This is a genomic window from Providencia sp. PROV210 (genome assembly GCF_028479445.1).
GTDB lineage: Bacteria > Pseudomonadota > Gammaproteobacteria > Enterobacterales > Enterobacteriaceae > Providencia > Providencia rustigianii.
The window spans coordinates 43,992-64,680 of the sequence record NZ_JAMPNQ010000021.1; the positions used below are offsets into that span (position 1 = coordinate 43,992).

The window sequence follows — 20,689 nt, forward strand, 5'->3', positions numbered from 1 at the left end:
CCTGCCATAACTGGTAATTAGCAAATAAATAGAATTGCAATTATCAGACTAATAATAAATTAGAAAGGGTTTACTGGTTTATTTAGAATTCTCTCCTGCAATAACTGTTTTCATCATTTATTTCAGGAGAGTTGGTTATGGATAACCGAAGAAAAGATCCCCACAATTTAATGAGCCTCCGCTCATTCCCTCTCGTCTCCCAAGCCATGCAGGATGGTAGCCTACAGCTTGGCTACTACAGAAATCGCGGACGCATTGCCAAAGTGTATACCGATAACTTTTTTATAGCGGGATTAAAAAGTCACCCTCAAAAATCAGAATCTGGAGAAACCGCCTTTGGGCTAATGAGCTGGTTGCTCGATAAACCCCGCTTACCTGGAGAAAAGAAACAGAGTTATCTGCTGAGCGCTCTCAACCAGCCTGAATTTTCAGGTTTTGAATTTAATTCACAGCAAAATTTGTGGGTTGATAGTTTTCATTCCCCTCATCAATGGCATGATGGCGAACCTCGTTCCCAAGCTCAACTCGTGGATTTATTGCTGCCAAGTGGGGAATGGCATCGCCATTATGGTGTGGTCGTGCTCTCCATAAATGCCAATGACCAACAAGTCGCATTAGTTCGCCATTGGCTGGAATTGACGGGAGGCAGCCTGATTATTCTCGATAACCAACAAAATCCAGCCTCCCCGCCTATTCAGAAACTGCTTGAGGAGCTTGATTCCATCCCCATAGAGCCGCCTAGTTTACTTCCTCAGCCAAAGACGCCAACGATTGATTCTCCATCAGGTATATTAGTCACGGCTTATCCGGCGATTGAAAATGAAAAAAATATCGAAAAAAGTACCTATTCTCTCGCCAATTTAACCCACTATGCGAGCGGGCTTCCTAAGCAACCGACCTCAACGACTTGGGTCTATGAGGGGGTACTAACTGCGCCAAAATCCCAACGTATTCATGTTTATCTCGATACCCTCTATGTTACGGAAGACCTCACATTCGAAGTCGCTCAGCAAACTCAGCAAATCCGAGGAGCAGATGAATCAGGGGAGATTGTTCTGCACCATGTGCCACAAGGAAAACAAATAGATTTTAAAATTACCACAACCACGAATGGCCAGCCGCCGGATATTCGCTTAGGGTGGGGATTCGCAGACAAAGAATCGGTTGAATTTATTCCTAACTCGGCGATTCGTCACTCTGCTATTTCTATAGATAATTCATTGCCCCAAAAACCCAAAATAGCGCCGGTACCTAAACAAACGTTTCTCTCCCATCGCTTCAATCAAGTCATTTCTTTACCGCCATCAGCAATAAATCGCCTCGTTTTAGATCAGGAAACACTCCAAAACAGCCACTATTTCTCTATCTCCCTTCATAGCTCTCAACAAAATATCATACTAAAACTCGATGATGTTGCTGTCACTGAGCAGGGGTCATGGGAGGATTTAACCCACGAAATCGAAGATAAAATTAACCAGCAGTTGAGCCAAAATGAGTTGCCATCAATTACCTTACACTACGCAGATAGTCGGATGATTATCCAATGTGATGGCATGACTATTTCCCAATTCCAATTGAAAAACCAACAAATTTTACCCATTTTAGTTGTAGAGAATTCATCTAAAACTGCTGATAAACTGGTTATTGGTACTATTTCCGGGCAGCTACCCATTCACGAAGAGATTCATCATTTTCAAATACTTGAAAGCCCTCTTTTTGGTCGCGTGGACTTAGACCCCCAAACGGGCGAATGGCACTATCTCCCTGACAGTCATCAATCCATGAAACGCCACGACCAATTCGATATTACCGCAGTGATGAAAGATGGTTCTCTCTCTGCACCCATGTCAATTCACCTGAATACTGAAGATGCCCCATTGGTCTCTAAACCGGGTAAAAGAATATTTACGCTACAAGACCCGATTTATAGCCAGCCCAAACATCGCTATCAACCCGTCCCTCATGATATGCAAGTACACGGTATTCAACTGGCACAAACTCATTTACTTGCCCCTGATGCCCCCTACTTTAGCTTAACCGCTAACCGCTGGGCATTGCTAAAAGTCGATATAACGAGTCCATCATCAGGTAATGCCCCCGATTTGGTTGCCATTATTCGAAATAAAGCGGGGAATGAGCTGGAAAAAATCACATTGATAGGGCCATCAGTATTACCTTCAGAACTTGATGCTATCCCTCAGACACCCAGTATTGACGCCCAAAATTTGCATCGCAACAGCTACACCGCACCCATCAAAGGAATGTGGATACAACCTGATATGCAAATACAAATCATGGCAGGTAACACGCCAGTCACTCAGCCATATACCGATAGTAATGGCGTGTTTTTACCGACAGTAAAAAACGTGACACCAATGACATCCCATGTCACAAATACCAGTCTTTATCGTCAGGGCCACGGTACTTATGCCTATTCGCCACTTAGCTGGGGCTTAGAAGCAAGTGCCAAATTACCGACTCACCAATTTACCCTATTTAGCTATCCTTCAACTTCGCTAAAACCCATGCTATACCCCTATGTTGTCAAAGATGAAAAAGGCTATGTTGATAAATCAACGTTAATTCATCCGACCTATGACAGCCCAAATAAGGTCACGGAACCATTAAGATCACAAATTGGATGGGCTTACTTTGATAGCCAGAAGGCGGCTCGACGAACCCAGCTTTACTCTGAATTTTTTTATTCTTCAATTGAGCACTTACCAATGCGCCGCGGAGTCTCGCAAGTGATTGGGCTTGCTACCCATAATTTTGGTGGTGGGATCACTAAACCGAGTATTTTATGGCATGAAGTTTTTGGTCATGGTTTAAGTCTGGGGCATACCACGAAAGCAGGCTACCCCTACTCGTCTGAAAGTCATGGTGGTAGCATCGCTTATGACCAACAACGCCAACAATACACAACCTACCGAAAAGACGATCAACACAGTGAAATTATTCCAGCGATGTACCCCGCAGATTACCCTCACTATACCGAGCAATATGACGCCTTTTTAGCACACTGTGACTATTTGACTTACCAAGCCCAGAGCTTTTTAGCCAGCATTGATGAGCGTAAAACACCTCGTGAATATTTGCCCGTTTATCAACTCAATGGCACCTTTCTAACCTTAGAAGATGGAACACTGCATCCTTATAGTCGCCTAGTCATTACGGAGACTCTCGGTCAGCTCATTCCAAAAACGTACCGTGATACGAATTGCCATTTAGTCGTTATTTATGCCACCCAGTCTGGGTTACTTAGCGAAACCATTAGCCTCTCCTTGAGTGATAATGAACTCAACCTAAACATCCCCAATAAAGGGGAATTAGTTCGCCTAGATATCATTAAAACTGAAGATCAAATAGACATCCCGATTTTCCAGTATAGAAACCCAGAATCTCTCGCTAACCGCGTGTTTATTCATAGCGATGACAACACACCGCCAGAACAATTACAGATGGATGATTACTGGCAAGGTAGCCCGCTCTTTTGGTCGGCAAGCCAAGATAATAGCGTGCTCAGAGCTAAATGGGTCACAGATGGGCAACATCACCAGCAGTTTTTTTCTTTGCAAAAGCCATTTGGTGGGCAGCCGGTAGATACCCAGGCGACCTTCATTCCCCTTAACCACCTAGAACTCTTGGCGGATGAGTCGCAACCCGATTCAACGCATCTTGATGTGCAATCTGAAATTCGGCTACTTTCTGATGTAAATATTCATCAAACTGTCGATATACGCTCACTCCGTTTAAACCATGAAAATTTAACCTATTGGGTCACGCTGGTTATATTGGACAGTCAAGGAAAACACCACGAAACCATGCCATTAGAATCTTGGTATCTTGAAGAGGACAACGGTATGTTAACCATTCGAGGGACGCTCGACAGTACGCCAAATTTAAATATTGCGGGGATTAAAGTGTATATCGACCAACATCTCAGTGATGAGATTGAAGCAAGCTCGATATTGATCTATCAAAATGACCAAGGAACATTAGCGGAAAATAGCGATTTATTAAACTATGACCGTCCCGTCGAATTTAACGCGTTAATATCGCAAATGGCGGGAATATCAGAAGATAAGGCAAAAAACAGTTTGCAGGCAGAACCGATTCCAATAACGTCGACCGTGCTGTCGATGCCATTAGTTGCTTAATTAGCAACTTAAAAATCAGGCGGCATATACGCCGCCTGACAATTAGACGATTAAACAGTACGTTCCGTATGGCTCATACGACGAGCTAATGGTAACCAACATAAAACCACCAATGCCGACATCAAGAACATCAATAAACCGAGGCTAAATTGCCCATTTTGAGGCATCAATGCAGAAACCCATGTTGCAACCCCAGAGCCGACATTTTGCATACCACCGACTAGCGCTCCAGCGGCACCTGCCAAATAAGGAAATGGCTCCATAGCCCCCGTGGTTGCCAGTGGGAACAGCATTCCTGCCCCAAAGAAAAATATGGCAGCAGGGACTAATAATGTCCAAATATTCATCATACCGAACCAGCTTGGTATCCACATCATCAACCCAGCGGCTAAGCAAATCATCACCGATTGCCACATCAGAGAAGCAAAGTTTTTACCTTCGCGTCCAGCATACCAAGCACCAAAAAATGCCGCAGGAATAGGCAGAATAAACAGAATACTGACCGTAATGCTGCTCAGCCCCAATACGCCCCCCATCAGCACACCGCTACTGGATTCAAAGACTGCAATCCCAGCCAAGGCTCCGATTAGCATAATCAAGTAAGACACAAACGGTCCATTCGACAACAGTTCACGAAATGACGCTAACATTTTATGTTTTTCTGGCGAAACTGGGCGCGTTTCGGGTAACCAACGATACATACTAAAAAATACCGAGCCACCGAGCAGGAACAAGAAAATATAGCAGGCATGCCAACCAAAAAAGTGGGCCAAAATACCACCAAACATTGGCGCTAACAGTGGGCTGACTAATACACCCATGTTGAGCAAACTGTTGGCAAAACGTAATGATGTCCCTTTATACAGGTCTCGGGGCATGGTTCTGACCATCACACCAGCGACCCCTGTTCCTAGCCCTTGTAAGCCACTCGCGATAGTGAGTACGGTCAGTGATGGGGCAAAAATTGCGACAATGGTCGAGATCAGGAAAATGGTCAATCCCGCTAAAATAACCGGACGACGGCCGATTTGATCTGACAATGGGCCATAAACTAATTGTGAAAAACCGTAAGAAAACAAATACGCCGCCATCACGCGCTGTACTGAACCGGATGGCTCGCCAAAATAGACGGCGATCTCCGCAATAACAGGTACGTAGATAGTCTGTGTCATTTGCCCAACCGCAGCGAGGGCAATTAACATCAACAATAAATTAAAGTTTTCTAGCTTTCTCATTTTGCTCTCGAAGTCGACAATATCTGAGCACACGATAACTCCGCATTATTAAAGTTTAATAACACGAATCATGGCGTCAGAAGAAAATAATAGATTTTTATTTGTTGTATTGCCTGTTAAACCAAAATTATATAACTAGCAAACAATTGATGTTGTTCTAATGTGATTAAGATAGCAAAAATTATAATTTTTTCGAGACAGGACACCATTTTAATTTACAACACGTTGGCAGTAATATTCGCCATCACTGTCAACATAACTGTACATTAAAGTTATCAAACTCTTCATTTGCAGAATAATTCACTAAAACACTTTATCGATAAGCATAAACAATGAACTGATCTAGTATGAAATCCTATAAATTTTAGCAATGTATCCGTCAAACAATTCACACTATGGAATGCGTTATTCTTGGGATAGCCACAATGAGAGGTCAAAATATATGGCGAACTGGGTTACTGGTCGAGTTACCGAAGCAAAATATTGGACTGATACCTTATTTAGTTTAATCGTCGATGCCCCCATCCGACCCTTTACAGCGGGACAATATGCTAAATTAGCCCTTGAGGTTGATGGTGTACGCATCGCTCGCGCTTACTCATATGTAAACGCCCCCAGCGATAACCAACTCGAATTTTATTTTGTGATTGTACCGAACGGCAAACTCAGCCCTAAACTCGCTAATTTGCAAGTGGGAGATACTTTGCAAATTACCGATGAAGCCGCAGGTTTCTTTGTGCTGGATGAGATCCCTGAATGCAAAAATTTGTGGATGCTTTCCACCGGAACCGCTATCGGTCCTTTTTTATCTATCTTACAAGAAAATAAGGGATTAGAACGCTTCGATAATATCGTTCTACTGCATGCGGTTCGCTACCAAAAAGATTTGAGTTATCTGCCGTTAATGAAACAACTAGAAAAAAGTTTAGCGGGAAAATTACGCATAGTGACGGTGGTCAGCCGCGAGCTGGCGGAAGGTTCGCTGTATGGTCGAGTCCCTGCATTAATCGAAAATCACCAGCTAGAGGAATTTGTAGGGCTGCCTATCGATGCAGAGAATTGCCACATTATGCTCTGCGGCAACCCTGAAATGGTACGAGATACCCGTGATATGTTAAAAAACACCCACGGGCTAATCAAACATCTACGCCGTAAACCGGGGCATATTACCAGCGAGCAATATTGGTAATTTTATGGGTGATTAAGACAGGTAGTTTACGGTATCTGTCTTTTCACCATACTGATTTTCAGCTTCCATACCCACAAATACACCGCAATCCATCAACATAATCATAGTAATAAATGAAGGAAGGAAACGACCAATTCCCCACTGCCAAATTGGCTCGAATTGGCTAACATCTATGGAATAAAGGGCAAATGCTAAAATGATTAAAGCAAACCAACCTCCAGGTTTACCCCTATCATGCAAGCGCTTAGTAAAAATGGCAGCCAATGGGTAAAGTAATAAAATAAAGAGCCCCATAACCACCCAGTCAGGCAATGACAACCCGTTTTGCAGCAATACCGCCAGTGTCATCAAAATAAAACACGCAGCAATACCCGCCCAAAACGGCCGACGACCGATGCGGCCTTTGAAGGAAAAAGCCCATTGTTGTAATGTCATTATGTGCAATCCTGATACAATATTAATAACTGAAGAATGAGTGGCAGAAAAAATGGCTCAACCAATATTCCGTTCCATATCCATCATCATAACCGCTTTAGTGCTAAATTTGCCACCTTTGGCATTCGCCCAAAAAGTGCCCACGCTTCCTGATACCAACTTGAGTGTGGATTATTTAGCGCCCGATGCCCCAACGTTCAATCTGACCATTCCTGAGCTGCGCAGCCAATTTAATCAAAAATATAAAGACCTGTATTTACATGAATACAAAGTGATTGCCAGCCAAGATATCACCTTGCCTTATATTCGTGCAGCATCCCGAATTAACCAACAAATATACTCTTCCGCGGTATTAGAACGGGGAAGTGAAAAAATCAAAAGTCTGCAAATCACATTATTACCTACCGATAATGACGCAGATGCCAAAGCCAATCGCCAGCTTATTGAGCACTACATTATTGCCATTATTCATCAATTTGATCCGGAAGTTTCATTAGATAAAGCGCCGGAACTTACCGCAGCATTAAATCGATTTATGGCCAATAAGAACCCAACGCGGGCAGAAGAAGCCAGATTAGGTGCGCTACGATATATTTTGGTAAAAAGTGATAATAATGTGCTTACTTTTGCTGTTGAACCGATTAAGCTAGGGCAATAAGTGATCGAAAGCGATAAGATTTCTAAGGCAATAAACGCACTAAATGGATGATGATCACGCTCTGAAAAGAAGCATGATGAAAAGCAAAGCTATTCTCATTCATTGTTCTTATAATGAAGAACAGCGACAGAAAACGTCTCACTGCATATAACATCTTGATCATGCGGTGAAAATAAATTGGTTAATAATGCAAACTTTTTGGTTGGAGGAAATAACATGCGACATCCATTGGTAATGGGTAACTGGAAACTGAACGGCAGCACCCAAATGGTCAATGACCTGATCGCCGCTCTACGTCATGAACTGAGCAGCGTTGATGGCTGTGATGTAGCGATTGCACCACCTACTATCTACCTGAATCAAGCTAAACACGCGGTTTCTGGTAGCCGTATTGCATTAGGCGCACAAAATGTTGACGTCAATCTGTCTGGTGCATTTACAGGTGAAACTTCAGCGGCAATGCTGAAAGATATTGGTGCTAAATACATCATCATCGGTCACTCTGAGCGCCGTACTTACCACAAAGAAAGCGATGAGTTTATCGCTAAGAAATTCGCTGTACTGAAAGAACAAGGTCTGATCCCAGTTCTGTGTATCGGTGAAAGTGATGCAGAAAACGAAGCGGGTAAAACAGAAGAAGTTTGCGCACGTCAAATCGACGCAGTGCTGAATACATTAGGCGCAGAAGCATTCCAAGGTGCCGTCATCGCTTACGAACCAATTTGGGCTATCGGTACAGGTAAATCTGCAACTCCAGCGCAAGCACAAGCGGTTCATAAATTTATCCGTGGCCATATTGCGAAGAAAGATGCCGCCATTGCTGAACAAGTCATTATCCAATACGGCGGCTCAGTTAATGATAGCAACGCAGCAGAACTGTTCACTCAGCCAGATATCGATGGCGCATTAGTGGGCGGCGCATCATTAAAAGCGGATGCATTTGCCGTAATCGTTAAAGCCGCAGCTGAAGCGAAAAAAGCAAAATAATTAAGTTTTCTATTTAATTATTTATCTTAGCCGTCTATCTAGACGGCTTTTTTATTATCATTTTAAAATAAACGATTTATTAAATAATAATAAAAAGATGCTGAATAAAACACTATATAAAATAATAAAAATAACTATTAATTGAAAATATAAATGGAGAAATCTTATTTAATGAAATACCGAAATAATAATTAAAAGTAAATATCAGACAATCTACAAAAGTGTTCTAATAAATAAAAAAATACGAATAAAAACAATAACCCAGCACCGATAAAATTACATAACCAACTAATAAATATAGTGTATTTGACAAAAAACAACAGTGGACAAAGCCTCGCCATTCACATTAGATTCCTTGAGTTGAAATTATCACTATTTCAGCTTATCACCTTACAGCACGTCCTTATATGTGAAGAAAGTTAATTATTTGTCTTTGAATATTATTTTTATAAATTATGTGATTTAGATTATTAAATCATTCTATAAAGGATGAACATGAGATCTATAAACGGTTTAATTCTTAGTACTACAATACTATTCCCTATTATCAGTTATTCTCAAGTCAAAGATGACCACTGGCAAGTTGAAACTGATGTCTATGTGGAATTAGAAGAGTATCAAGGTCAGAAAGATAAGTTCAATAATAAGGTTTATGACAAAGCCAGCATGATCGGCAAATTGTCACTCACTAACCCAGCATCAAAATGGCAGTTTGATTTAGAACACCGAGAATCCCTGAGAAATCACGGGAAAAACTTCTCCTACTCCCGTGACTCCTATATTCGTAACCGTACCCAAATCGGCGTCACGCGGCAGATGATCAAAGATAAAATATCCAACCTCGATATTAATCTCAGCTACCGTAAAGAATCGAACGATGGTACCCCCGAAACGCCTGCCCGCTCAGCTAACAGCTTATATTGGGTTATGCCATCGGGAACAATCCACTTAGATGACAAATGGGATTTTAATTTTTGGGGAGCGTTTTATTACTACAGTAATTTTTATGACGACAATACTTACGAATTCGAATCTGAAGTCGGTGTAAGTTATAAAATTACTGACGATATCAAAGCAAAACTCAGTTATTACAATGACAAATCGTGGAATCACGAATTTGAAACCCAAACAATGCAACGTCAAATCCGTATTGGCTTGCCCGTGACAATTAACCAAGATTGGAGTATTTCCCCTTATTTCCGCTATCTACTCACCGATAGCGAATATAATCAGCACGGAAAATCCATCCAACAATTACGCAATGGTTATCGGATTGGAACTAAAGTGGATTACAAAATCACACCCAAACTCACCCTGTGGGGAGGCATCGCTTACGAACCAACCAAATGGAAATATCCCAAAGGGGGGGAGAAAACCTCGGGAGCAAGCAACAACCAAACAATGTATCTCGGCCAGTTAGGCGTAAAATACAGTTGGTAATTTTCTGTTAAAAAAACATATTCCCATTCAATGAGTGCCATAAACTAATCATCCTCACCGTCCCGCCACATTCGCGGGCGGTAAGGATTTTTATAAATAGATTTTTTGATCGTGTTTTCTAACGACGGATAATTTCATCAAAGACCCCACCATTTGCAAAATGGGTTGCTTGGGCATTTGTCCATCCACCAAAATCTTTATCCACGGTTAATAATGTCAGCTGAGGGAATTGCTTCTCATATTGTTTAGCGACTTGGGGATCACGCGGGCGATAATAATTTTTAGCCGCGATTTCTTGCCCCGTAGGGGAATATAAAAATTCTAAATACGCTTGTGCGACTTCGCGATGATCCCGTTTATCGACAGTTTTATCAACGACTGCCACTGTGGGCTCTGCTAGAATTGAAATACTCGGCGTAATAATTTCAAACTGACCATTCTCTCCTAGCTCATTAATCGCTAATAATGCTTCATTTTCCCACGCGATCAGCACATCACCGATACCCCGCTCGACAAAACTGTTTGTCGCTCCCCGCGCTCCCGAATCAAGCACTTCCACATTCTGATAAAGCTGCTTAACAAATTGCTTCGCCTTTTCTGGATCTTGCTGGTTTTTATCTAACCCATAACCCCAAGCGGCTAAATAATTCCAACGTGCTCCTCCCGATGTTTTTGGATTTGGCGTAACTACCGAAACATCTTTGCGAATTAAATCATCCCAATCACGAATATTTTTGGGGTTATCTTTACGTACTAAAAAAACAATCGTCGACGTGTAAGGCGCGGAGTTGTCCGGCAGTTTAGTGAGCCATCCCGAATTGATTTTGCCGCTTTGGGCAATAGCATCAACATCATAAGCCAGCGCTAGCGTCACAACGTCAGCTTCTAACCCATTGATCACCGAAGTCGCCTGCTTACCTGAGCCTCCATGGGACTGGCGAACTGTCACCGTATCCCCAGTTTTGGCTTTCCAGTAATTGCTGAACTCTTGATTATATTGCCGATAAAATTCTCGCGTCGGGTCATAGGAGACATTCAAAATTTGGATATCTTTCGCCCCTGCCCCTGCGGTGAGTAGTAATAAAGAGAGCCCCATAAGTTGGTATTTTGATACTTGCCAAAAACTTATCATCGCCTATTTCTCCGTTGATTGATCACCGGATCAGGCTGACAGATAGCATTCATGACGGGAAATACCGAAAAGGCAAAACTTATACGGAAGAGGAATATACTGAATAATACGAAAGAGAATCATCGCTGATATGATAGGCGCGCAGCCTACCATACCAGTGAGATTTGCAATAACAGAGAGTCAATTAGTACAGTTTTTTCGCTGTTTCCAACCAATCTTTCTTAAAGACACGTTTCATGTTCATGACCGCATCAACGATATCGTGGTGCACTAATTTTTCATTTTGGATACCAACACAACGTCCACCATAACCTTCCAGCAGCAGTTGGATAGAATAAGCACCCATACGAGAAGCCAAAATACGGTCATAAGCCACTGGCGAACCGCCACGTTGAATATGTCCTAAAACTGTGGCACGGGTTTCATGGTGAGTTTCTGCTTCAATATACTTAGCCAATTCATCCACATCGCAAACATGCTCAGTAATCGCTACAATCGCATGGCGCTTACCTTTTTCGATACCGCGCTTAATTTCAGCCAGTAGTTCTTCACGATTAAACGGTGTTTCTTGTTCTGGCAGAACAATAAATTCACAGCCGCCCGCAATTGCCGCAGACAGAGTTAAGTCACCGCAATAGCGCCCCATGACTTCAACAATGGAAATTCGCTTATGGGAAGTGGAGGTATCGCGCAGGCGGTCAATGGCCTCAACGACGGTTTCTAATGCCGTAAAGTAACCAATCGTGTAGTCGGTACCCGCCACATCGTTATCGATTGTGCCTGGTAGACCGATACATGGGAAGCCTAATTCAGTCAGGCACTTAGCGCCTAAATAAGAACCGTCACCGCCGATCACGACTAAAGCATCAATATGGTTTTTCTTCAGATTTTCGACCGCGACAGCACGGACTTTCTCATCACGGAATTGAGGAAAACGTGCAGAACCTAAGAATGTGCCGCCACGGTTAATCATATCCGATACGCTATATCGGTCTAATTGCTTCATGCGGTTTTCATACAGACCTAGATATCCGTCAAAAATACCCATGACTTCTAAGCCTTCAGCTAGAGCTGCACGCACTACGCCGCGGATCGCAGCGTTCATACCGGGTGCATCTCCACCACTCGTTAAAACCCCAATTCTTTTAATCTGCTTGACCATGATGACCTCTGATTAATGAACATAAATTGCAAATCTATGAGAAAACCGATTTCAATACACTTTCTAAGCTCAAATCACCCTCGAAGCTTATTGCTGAATTGATTCACCTAACCAAATAATACGACAGAGCAGGGATTATGCATTCGTTTTCTCATCAACTTTTATGTTTTCTTGTGATCTCGATTACATAATTTTAGCTCATGCCGCCACAGATTGAAAAAATATGACGGTTAAATTTTGATGAATCGACCCAAACAACCTGCTTACTTCGGAGCAAAAATTAAGTCTCGATGATAGCACCATAATCTATTCAATACTGTATCCGTACTGAAAAGAAAGCGCGTTATGAAATAATTTGCCTATTTTATAAATTTTTTTTGTTATTTTATGCCCTTATTTAGAATAAGGATAAACCTTAAGGTAAATTAGCATACTCGCATGATTATAAAGAGAAAAATACCCAACACACCCATTCACTGAGCTGCGTATTCCACAGAGAAAATTGAATGATATCCATGCACTAGAACGCCAGATGGCTAAAATAATAGTTGCGTAAATTTCGATGGCATGAGTTAATAGCGTCATCGGTTTGCAAGACAGACCTTATGAAAGCAGTTTTAGTAAAGCAGCCTCAGTTACGCAGTGTTATCTTCTGATTACTCTTCTTCATGAGCCTCCTCCTAGTGCCTAAGTAAGTCCCGCTCTTGAACAGATACTGTTCGCCACATATTGTGGCTTAAAAAAAATAAATTTAGAAGGTAATATCTATGTCTAACAAAATGACTGGTTTAGTAAAATGGTTTAACTCTGATAAAGGTTTCGGTTTTATCTCTCCTACAGATGGCAGCAAAGACGTATTCGTCCATTTCTCTGCAATCCAGAGCGACAACTTCCGTACTCTTGATGAAGGCCAAAAAGTTGAGTTCACTATTGAGAACGGCGCTAAAGGCCCAGCAGCTGCGAACGTAGTTGCAATCTAATTTCTCTGAATATCTCAGACCTGCGATAACGAAGACGGCAATAGCCAGAGTAGTCAGACACTGAGATGAACAGAATAAAAAAGCACCGAAAGGTGCTTTTTTATTCTGAACTATTTGTAACACCGGATTAGGTATAAAAATAACGGGTTAAATGGAAGAAAATTGGTGCTGCAAAACACAGGGAATCAATTCTATCTAACATACCCCCATGTCCTTCAATAATGGCACCGAAATCTTTAATCCCACTATCGCGCTTAATCGCCGACATACACAGCCCGCCCACAAAGCCCATCAACGTAATCGCCAAAGACATCAGCCCAGCCGCCCACCAACTAAATGGCGTCACCCAATATAAGCAAATCCCAATCAGTACTGAGGTTAAAATCCCTCCCACAAAACCTTCTACGGTTTTATTCGGGCTAAGCTTCGGCACAATTGGACGTTTACCCAACAGTTTGTCAAACACATATTGCAGCACATCCGAAATCTGGGTGATCACAATCAGGAACAGTAATAACTTAACGTTTTCCCCTTGGTAGCCTTCAATGTTCAGCATTAATAGCGCCGGAACATGGCTTAAGCAGAAAACGGTGACCAACATTCCCCACTGAATTTTGGCGGTACGTTCAAGAAAATGAACCGTATCCCCCGCCAAGGCAATACGAGTTGGTAAAAATAAGAACACAAAAACGGGAACAAAAATCGAAAATAGCCCATACCACTCAACCCCAACCAGCACATATTGCAGCGGGATAAACACAAAGAAACACCAAAATAGCGCTTCATGGTCACTGCGGCGAGTGGGTGTTAAAGTGATAAACTCCCGTAAAGCGAAAAATGAGATCAGTGCAAACAAAATCACTACCCCGATATTACCGATCACCACCGCCAATACGCAGATAATGCACATCACCCACCAGGCGCGAATACGGGCGTTCAGATTATCAATCGTCGGGTTACTTTTTTCTCCAGAATAGCGATACGCTAAGATGCCTCCGATGACACTGGCGACAATCAAAATACCAAATACTCCAGATAATAAGAGGGCTAATTCACCGTCCCAAATACTCATGGCATCATCTCCTCAAGGGCGGCTTTTGCGCGTTGTAAAAAATCAGATTTACTTTCATCTTCTGCCAAAGGCATTAATGGTTTCCCTACCGTTGCCGAACAAATCACGGGTACCACTAATTTAGTGCCTTTGGGTAACACGCGATTTAAATTCTCTAAATACACCGGCACCACTTCCACATTCGGATATTTTTTAGCTAAATGGTAGATGCCACTTTTAAAGTCTCCGAGTTCATCGCCATCTCCTCGAGTTCCTTCCGGAAATAAAATCAGCGAATGCCCTTTTTCTAATACCAATTCTAATGGCTCTAATACTGACTCTTTTGCCGGCTTATCACCCTTTCTGTCGATTAATACCGCCCGAAATACCTTATTGACGAGGTAACGACGAAACGGCGTTTTATCCCAATAATCTTTGGCGGCAACTGGATGAACAAAGTGGCGCATTAAAGGGGGAAGACCCGACCAAATAACCAATCCATCGAGGTGGCTTGAATGATTGGCGTAATAAATGCGTGACGTAGTGGATGCTTGGCAACCAACCCAACGGGTTCGAACCCCAGTTAATAAACGGCAGGTTCCAGACAACAGCATTCCCATTCCTTTCGCTAGTAGAGAAACTCGCTGTGTTTTTTCCATCTTTTTTCCTTGCTATCTTATCGATAATAAATAAAGCAATGATAAAAATTCTAAAAGGTATTTGCTGAATAAGATAAGTAGCTATCGAGAAGAGTACAACCGGATAAGTTCTGATTTTAGTTTTTAATTAATCGTTTCAGAAAATCGCCAGAAAATAGGTAAAAAAATGGGGAAGCAAACACTTCCCCATCATTCTTTTTAAGATAAAAAATTATTTTTTATCTGCCGCAATACGTTCACGGATATGTTCTGCACGTTCAGCTGACGGTGGGTGAGAATCGAACATGCTAGTTTCTTGGCTACCCATTTTGGACAGTTTTTCAAAACCAGTCACTAAGCCCGCAGTGCTAACACCACGTTTTTTCAGCAGATCATAAGAAAAATCATCCGCTTGGCTTTCTTGGTGTTGAGAGAATTGGGAGTTAACCAGTTTTTCACCTAAAGCGGCCACTTGCGAGGAGCTTAATTGCTGCACCGCGCTATTACCAGATGCTGCTACCGCAGTTCGAGCGGCAACCGTTGCGTAAGCGACTTGCATAGCTTTGCGAGTGTGACCCAATGCAACGTGGCCCATTTCGTGACCCAGAACGCCTTCAACTTCGTTGTCGTTCATGACATCCATCAGACCGCTGTAAACACGAACACAGCCATTCGCCATTGCCCATGCGTTCACATCTTCAGTCAGATAAACTTTGTAATTCACTGGGTTACCATCAACTTCGCTTCCCAGTGCTTTTGATATTTTGCTTAAACGTTGAGCGTATTTGCTTGATGCAGGCGCAATTTTGTTCTGTGCGTCCATTTCTTTACAAGCTTCATCGCTGAATTTTTTAACATCGGCATCCGATAGAGATGCCGCTTGGAATAACTGCATACCTGAATTGGTCAGCATCCCCGTGTCCATGTTTTTACAGCCCGTTAAGATGACCGCAGAAACTGCAACTGCAACAAGCGCCTTCATTTTCATATTTTTCTAATCCTTGGAGGAAATACACATATAAAGAGACAATAGTCTCAGGCTAGGGATTCTGTTGAAAATAACAATAAGAATAAAGCCATAAATATCTATTTTATGAATTTGATAACAATTCCATCCAAAGAGTAAAATTATCAGAATTATCCACTAAACAACCAGACGTATTTTGATATGTCGACAATACACAAAATTCACTTTGTATTTTTCGTAGCGTTATCTTTCAAATAATTCAATCACACAAAAATCTCCATGATTTTCGGGAGCAGCAATATAACCCCATGGTATAGTGTCTTTTTTCACCAATAACGTTTCAAAATCATTAAGTTGATACGGCTGTTCTTCCACTTGGAGATTTAATTGCCCCTGTAAATTAAAGACAATCACTTGGCTAGCATGACTGACCCATGAAGTTGTTGATGAGGTATCAATCCATTGTAAGCGGGCTAAATATTTTTCGGGGTTGTAAATCAGGTTAAAATCACGGATTGCCTCTTCAAGTAATTCCGCATACACCTCACTTTCACCGTCAAAAGCATGAAATTGTTTTTGTAATAAACGAATCTGTGGATTTTTGTCGATCTGTAGAGTTAATCCAGTCCCCTCCAATACACCAATAATGCGGCGTTTGTTCGGAAAATAGGAAAAGCTGCCCGCAGATTTCACATCCGCAATAGACACTCGCCAGTCAAAGTTTTCCAACCCTTCACCATGGCTTCGCGCCACTTCGAGAGTAAATCCCAGCCCATTTTTCCACGGCATTTTTTTATAATCTTGGTTGGTTAACACTTGGATCATGAGCAATGCTTCCTTTATGTAGAGAGAAAAGTCAGTGTGTGGGAATTTAAGAGAATACTACGCGGGAAATAAATGTATAGACAACATCTGGTCCAAATAAAAATTAGCGATTGAAAGCGGATAATTACAGCGCCCTTTTAAACTGTAATTTGAATCCAAGAGAATGGACGATTTTCATAATCGTTGTAAACGTTGGATTTCCCTGACCAGACAACGCTTTATATAAGCCTTCTCGACTCATCCCAACATCTTTAGCCAGCTGAGTCATATTTCTCGCTCTAGCAATATCACCTAACGCTGACAGTATTAATGCGGGATCGCCTTCTTCAAGTATTTCATTCAAATATAATTGGATTTCTTCTTCGCTCGCCAGATGCTCAGCGATGTCATATTCTTTTATTTTTATACTCATAGGTCACCTTCAATTTCACAAAAAATTTGCTTAGCTCGGTCGATAGACAATTGATAACTATAGTTAACAAATTGTCAACCTTATTTAGGACGGGTCATCAAAACAAAAAAAAGCCCCTAAAAGGGGCTATAAAAGACAGGGATGGTGTCTATGGCAAGGAAAAAACTTCAGTTATTGCTACTTCACTACTTACTTAAGAACTCAACTACAGGCTTTAAAACTCAACAATCTTCACTACTAGGATATCTATTGCTTAACTTGAAATTCAGCCATCTTATGCTGATGAATTTGCTCAAGTTGCGCCTTCTGCTCTGGCGTCAGTAACTGGTATAACTCATAATGAATACGTGCCATATCTACACGTTCATCCAGTTCTTTTTGCAATTGCTTTTCAAGTTGTTTTCGAACAGCTTTTTCATCGAAGCTATCCGATATAATAAGTTTGTGTAATTCATTATGTTGCTGGACTGACTCAGCATCTTCGACATGTCGATGTCGCTGGGTAGCCATCAAATCGCGTAATCTTTGGCGTTGTTCTTCATTCAACGTGATACCATTGAACAAAAAAGTACTTGCTCGCTCCTCATGACTAAACAATTCATGGTTTTGAACTTGAATAGAAATGCGAGTTGTTGGCTCTGATTGTTCTGACTGCATCTGTAACACAAGAATTGGCATTTCATCATTATTCGTACTATTTTCTGATGACTCACCAAGTGCAGTGACAGGTGCAAAAATAAATGCAGAAGCTAAAACAAATGCTGCTGTTTTATGTACTGAACTATTTATTGTTCTATGTACTATTCTTTGCATTTAGATACCTTGTCTCCGAACTGTGCTCGTGATTCAATACGGATAAATATACGCGGTCGGCTGCAAACTAGCGTCAGAGCATGTAAAAGAACGTAAAGTCATGGAATAGTAAAGATTCTTATCGTATTTTGGCAGTTGGAGGACTTAATTAATGCATAAAATCCTATTGGTTGATGACGACCGTGAACTCACGTCGCTCTTAAAAGAACTGCTGGAAATGGAAGGTTTCAATGTTGTCATTGCCTATGATGGTGAACAGGCATTGCAGCAAATCGACTCATCCATTGACCTATTACTCCTTGATGTCATGATGCCAAAGAAAAATGGGATTGAGACATTAAAAGAGTTACGCCAATTACATCAAACCCCCGTCATTATGTTGACGGCTCGGGGAAGTGAATTGGATAAAGTCCTCGGCTTAGAACTAGGCGCTGATGACTATCTGCCAAAACCATTTAATGATAGAGAACTGGTTGCGCGTATTCGAGCCTTATTACGCCGCTCAAACTGGAGCGAGCAAACTCAAGGTGACAATAGTAATACCCCAACATTGCAAGTGGATAAATTACAGCTCAATCCAGGTCGTCAAGAAGCCAGTTTCGATAATGAAATTCTGGATTTGACCGGAACCGAGTTCACACTGCTCTATTTATTAGCGCAGCATTTGGGGCAAGTGGTTTCCAGAGAACATTTAAGCCAAGAAGTCCTAGGTAAGCGCCTCACGCCATTTGACCGTGCGATTGATATGCACATTTCAAATTTACGTCGCAAACTTCCTGAACGTACCGATGGGCAGCCGTGGTTTAAAACCTTACGTGGTCGTGGTTACTTAATGGTTTCGGCAACATGATCAACAGCTTAACCGCTAGAATATTTGCGATTTTCTGGTTCACCCTCGCACTGGTTTTAATGCTAGTGCTGATGGTGCCCAAGCTAGACTCAAGGCAGCTCACCGTCCTAATGGAAAGTGAGCAACGCCAAGGAGAAATGCTTGAGCAACATATTGAAGCTGAACTCGCGCAAGCACCGATGAACGACCTGCTTTGGTGGCGGCGGATTTCTAACGCCATCAAAAAGTGGGCGCCTCCCGGTCAACGGCTGATTATCGTGACTAGTGAAGGTCGCGTCATTGGCGCTATGCCGAGTGAAATGCAGGTGATCCGCAACTTTATTGGTCAATCCGATAATGCCGATCACCCAAAAAAGAAAAAGTACGGTCGAGCTGAAATTCTAGGTCCTTTCTCGATTCGAGATGGCGAGGATCACTACCAACTGTATTTAGTTCGTCCGTCAAGTAGCCCACAGTCAGACTTTATTAACTTACTGTTTGACCGACCATTCTTGCTATTAATTGCCACAATGTTGATCAGTGCGCCTCTACTTTTATGGCTTTCATGGAGTTTGGCTCGTCCAGCCCGTAAGCTAAAAATGGCGGCAGACGATGTGGCCAAAGGTAATTTACGCCCTCATCCTGAGTTAGAATCTGGACCTCAAGAATTCCTCTCGGCGGGTAACAGTTTCAACCATATGATCAGTGCGTTAGATGGTATGGTGACTGCTCAACAACGGTTAATTTCTGATATTTCTCATGAACTGCGTACACCACTGACTCGCCTACAATTAGCGACTGCACTATTGCGCCGTCGTCATGGCGAAAGTAAAGAGTTGGAACGTATCGAAACAGAGACTCATCGATTAGACAGTATGATCAATGACTTGCTGGTACTGTCACGCAGTCAGCACAAAAATGAGATCCTGCGAGAAAATATCACCGCCGATGAGCTTTGGGGAGATATTCTGGATGATGCCAGCTTTGAAGCTGAGCAGATGAATAAAACCTTAGATGTAATTTCGCCGCCAGGCCCTTGGTCGTTGTATTGTAATCCTTCCGCAGTGGGGAGTGCCTTTGAGAATATCGTGCGTAATGCGCTACGTTATTCCAATACCCATATTGCCGTTAATTTCAAAGAAGAAAATAATGGTGTGCTGATTACCGTCGATGATGATGGCCCGGGTGTTAGCCCTGCTGACCGTGAGCACATTTTCCGTCCGTTCTACCGTACTGATGAGGCGCGTGACCGGGCATCAGGAGGCACGGGATTGGGCTTAGCGATTGTCGAAACCGCAATTTCGCAGCATAAAGGCTGGGTAAAAGCGGATGATAGCCCGCTCGGTGGATTGAGATTACAGATTTGGCTGCCAGAGCACGGGCGCTAGAATCTCGTCTCTAGATGTATAAGAACATATAGAGTAGAAGCCTTCAGTTGATATCATTTCGACTGGAGGCTTTTTTATTGTTTATTGCAAATTTTCCTCGCCAATATCTGCGTAAATAAAATAGCTGTAAATAGATCCATAGGTTCTGTTATTGAATGCTAATTATTTATCGAATTTTGATATTCATATTTAAATCATTTTTGCCAATTACCATAAGGTATTTTCCTTGACGAAATTGCTATCTAAAATAGTTATAATTTTATCAGTAAGATAATTCTCATAAGACTCTACCAAATTCGATTGCGTTATTAACCCCCAAATTCACGCGGATAATTTGTTTTTCTGATATTTTAATAACATAGGCATGATTGTGAGGACAAACATCAGT

18 protein-coding genes are annotated in these 20,689 nt (G+C 42.0%); 8 read left to right on the forward strand and 10 right to left on the reverse strand.

Annotated features, from left to right (window positions below; all coding sequences use genetic code 11):
• The first annotated feature begins 137 nt into the window (after nucleotides 1-137).
• A complete protein-coding gene (locus tag PR761_RS15975; protein ID WP_115164792.1) occupies nucleotides 138-4,160 on the forward strand; it encodes a hypothetical protein in 4,023 nt (1,340 codons plus the stop codon).
• A 50-nt stretch (nucleotides 4,161-4,210) separates the two neighbouring features.
• On the opposite strand, the gene emrD is transcribed toward PR761_RS15975, so the two are convergent.
• A complete protein-coding gene (gene emrD / locus PR761_RS15980) occupies nucleotides 4,211-5,395 on the reverse strand; it encodes a multidrug efflux MFS transporter EmrD (protein WP_006816278.1) in 1,185 nt (394 codons plus the stop codon).
• 442 nt (nucleotides 5,396-5,837) lie between these two features.
• Here emrD and fpr point away from each other — a divergent pair, with 442 nt between their 5' ends.
• A complete protein-coding gene (fpr, locus tag PR761_RS15985) occupies nucleotides 5,838-6,584 on the forward strand; it encodes a ferredoxin--NADP(+) reductase (RefSeq protein WP_006816279.1) in 747 nt (248 codons plus the stop codon).
• Nucleotides 6,585-6,596: 12 nt separating this feature from the next.
• On the opposite strand, the gene PR761_RS15990 is transcribed toward fpr, so the two are convergent.
• Nucleotides 6,597-7,019 carry a DUF805 domain-containing protein gene (locus tag PR761_RS15990; protein WP_006816280.1) on the reverse strand — a complete coding sequence of 141 codons (423 nt, stop codon included), beginning with the start codon at nucleotides 7,017-7,019 and terminating at the stop codon, nucleotides 6,597-6,599.
• A 52-nt stretch (nucleotides 7,020-7,071) separates the two neighbouring features.
• Here PR761_RS15990 and PR761_RS15995 point away from each other — a divergent pair, with 52 nt between their 5' ends.
• The 3 genes from PR761_RS15995 (at nucleotide 7,072) to PR761_RS16005 (ending at nucleotide 10,104) form a co-directional block, all read left to right on the forward strand.
• The gene (locus PR761_RS15995; protein ID WP_039855924.1) at nucleotides 7,072-7,677 is read left to right on the forward strand and encodes a DUF1454 family protein; all 606 of its coding nucleotides are present in this window, start codon (nucleotides 7,072-7,074) and stop codon (nucleotides 7,675-7,677) included.
• Nucleotides 7,678-7,893: 216 nt separating this feature from the next.
• Nucleotides 7,894-8,664 (forward strand): triose-phosphate isomerase, encoded by a 771-nt coding sequence (gene tpiA / locus PR761_RS16000; protein ID WP_039855926.1) that lies wholly within the window; start codon nucleotides 7,894-7,896, stop codon nucleotides 8,662-8,664.
• A 489-nt stretch (nucleotides 8,665-9,153) separates the two neighbouring features.
• The gene (locus tag PR761_RS16005) at nucleotides 9,154-10,104 is read left to right on the forward strand and encodes an OmpG family monomeric porin (protein ID WP_115164793.1); all 951 of its coding nucleotides are present in this window, start codon (nucleotides 9,154-9,156) and stop codon (nucleotides 10,102-10,104) included.
• 118 nt (nucleotides 10,105-10,222) lie between these two features.
• On the opposite strand, the gene PR761_RS16010 is transcribed toward PR761_RS16005, so the two are convergent.
• Together PR761_RS16010 and pfkA are read right to left on the reverse strand one after the other, a co-directional pair.
• Nucleotides 10,223-11,200, reverse strand: a complete 978-nt coding sequence (locus PR761_RS16010; protein ID WP_377093628.1) for a sulfate ABC transporter substrate-binding protein — start codon at nucleotides 11,198-11,200, stop codon at nucleotides 10,223-10,225.
• 220 nt (nucleotides 11,201-11,420) lie between these two features.
• Nucleotides 11,421-12,398, reverse strand: coding sequence for a 6-phosphofructokinase (gene pfkA, locus PR761_RS16015; RefSeq protein ID WP_006816288.1), 978 nt, complete (start codon nucleotides 12,396-12,398; stop codon nucleotides 11,421-11,423).
• 767 nt (nucleotides 12,399-13,165) lie between these two features.
• On the opposite strand from pfkA, the gene cspE reads away from it, so the two are divergent.
• Complete coding sequence (gene cspE / locus PR761_RS16020; protein WP_006816290.1) at nucleotides 13,166-13,378, forward strand: transcription antiterminator/RNA stability regulator CspE; 213 nt, start codon at nucleotides 13,166-13,168, stop codon at nucleotides 13,376-13,378.
• Between the two features lie 127 nt (nucleotides 13,379-13,505).
• Here cspE and PR761_RS16025 read toward each other — a convergent pair whose 3' ends face one another.
• The 6 genes from PR761_RS16025 to PR761_RS16050 all read right to left on the reverse strand — a co-directional run bounded on the left by PR761_RS16025 (nucleotide 13,506) and on the right by PR761_RS16050 (nucleotide 18,084).
• Nucleotides 13,506-14,450: a phosphatidate cytidylyltransferase gene (locus PR761_RS16025; protein ID WP_154610718.1), complete on the reverse strand. Its 945-nt coding sequence runs from the start codon at nucleotides 14,448-14,450 to the stop codon at nucleotides 13,506-13,508.
• Complete coding sequence (locus PR761_RS16030; RefSeq protein ID WP_039855930.1) at nucleotides 14,447-15,088, reverse strand: lysophospholipid acyltransferase family protein; 642 nt, start codon at nucleotides 15,086-15,088, stop codon at nucleotides 14,447-14,449. Before PR761_RS16030 ends, PR761_RS16025 begins: the two co-directional genes overlap by 4 nt.
• Nucleotides 15,089-15,299: 211 nt before the next feature.
• A complete protein-coding gene (locus PR761_RS16035) occupies nucleotides 15,300-16,055 on the reverse strand; it encodes a M48 family metallopeptidase (protein ID WP_006816294.1) in 756 nt (251 codons plus the stop codon).
• 222 nt (nucleotides 16,056-16,277) lie between these two features.
• A complete protein-coding gene (locus PR761_RS16040) occupies nucleotides 16,278-16,859 on the reverse strand; it encodes a HutD/Ves family protein (RefSeq protein ID WP_154610717.1) in 582 nt (193 codons plus the stop codon).
• Between the two features lie 124 nt (nucleotides 16,860-16,983).
• The gene (locus tag PR761_RS16045) at nucleotides 16,984-17,271 is read right to left on the reverse strand and encodes an addiction module antidote protein (RefSeq protein WP_006816296.1); all 288 of its coding nucleotides are present in this window, start codon (nucleotides 17,269-17,271) and stop codon (nucleotides 16,984-16,986) included.
• A 246-nt stretch (nucleotides 17,272-17,517) separates the two neighbouring features.
• A complete protein-coding gene (locus tag PR761_RS16050; RefSeq protein WP_006816217.1) occupies nucleotides 17,518-18,084 on the reverse strand; it encodes a Spy/CpxP family protein refolding chaperone in 567 nt (188 codons plus the stop codon).
• A 151-nt stretch (nucleotides 18,085-18,235) separates the two neighbouring features.
• Between PR761_RS16050 and cpxR the strand changes: the two genes are divergently transcribed.
• Complete coding sequence (gene cpxR / locus PR761_RS16055; RefSeq protein ID WP_006816216.1) at nucleotides 18,236-18,934, forward strand: envelope stress response regulator transcription factor CpxR; 699 nt, start codon at nucleotides 18,236-18,238, stop codon at nucleotides 18,932-18,934.
• A complete protein-coding gene (cpxA, locus tag PR761_RS16060) occupies nucleotides 18,931-20,301 on the forward strand; it encodes an envelope stress sensor histidine kinase CpxA (protein ID WP_006816215.1) in 1,371 nt (456 codons plus the stop codon). Before cpxR ends, cpxA begins: the two co-directional genes overlap by 4 nt.
• Nucleotides 20,302-20,689: the final 388 nt, after the last annotated feature.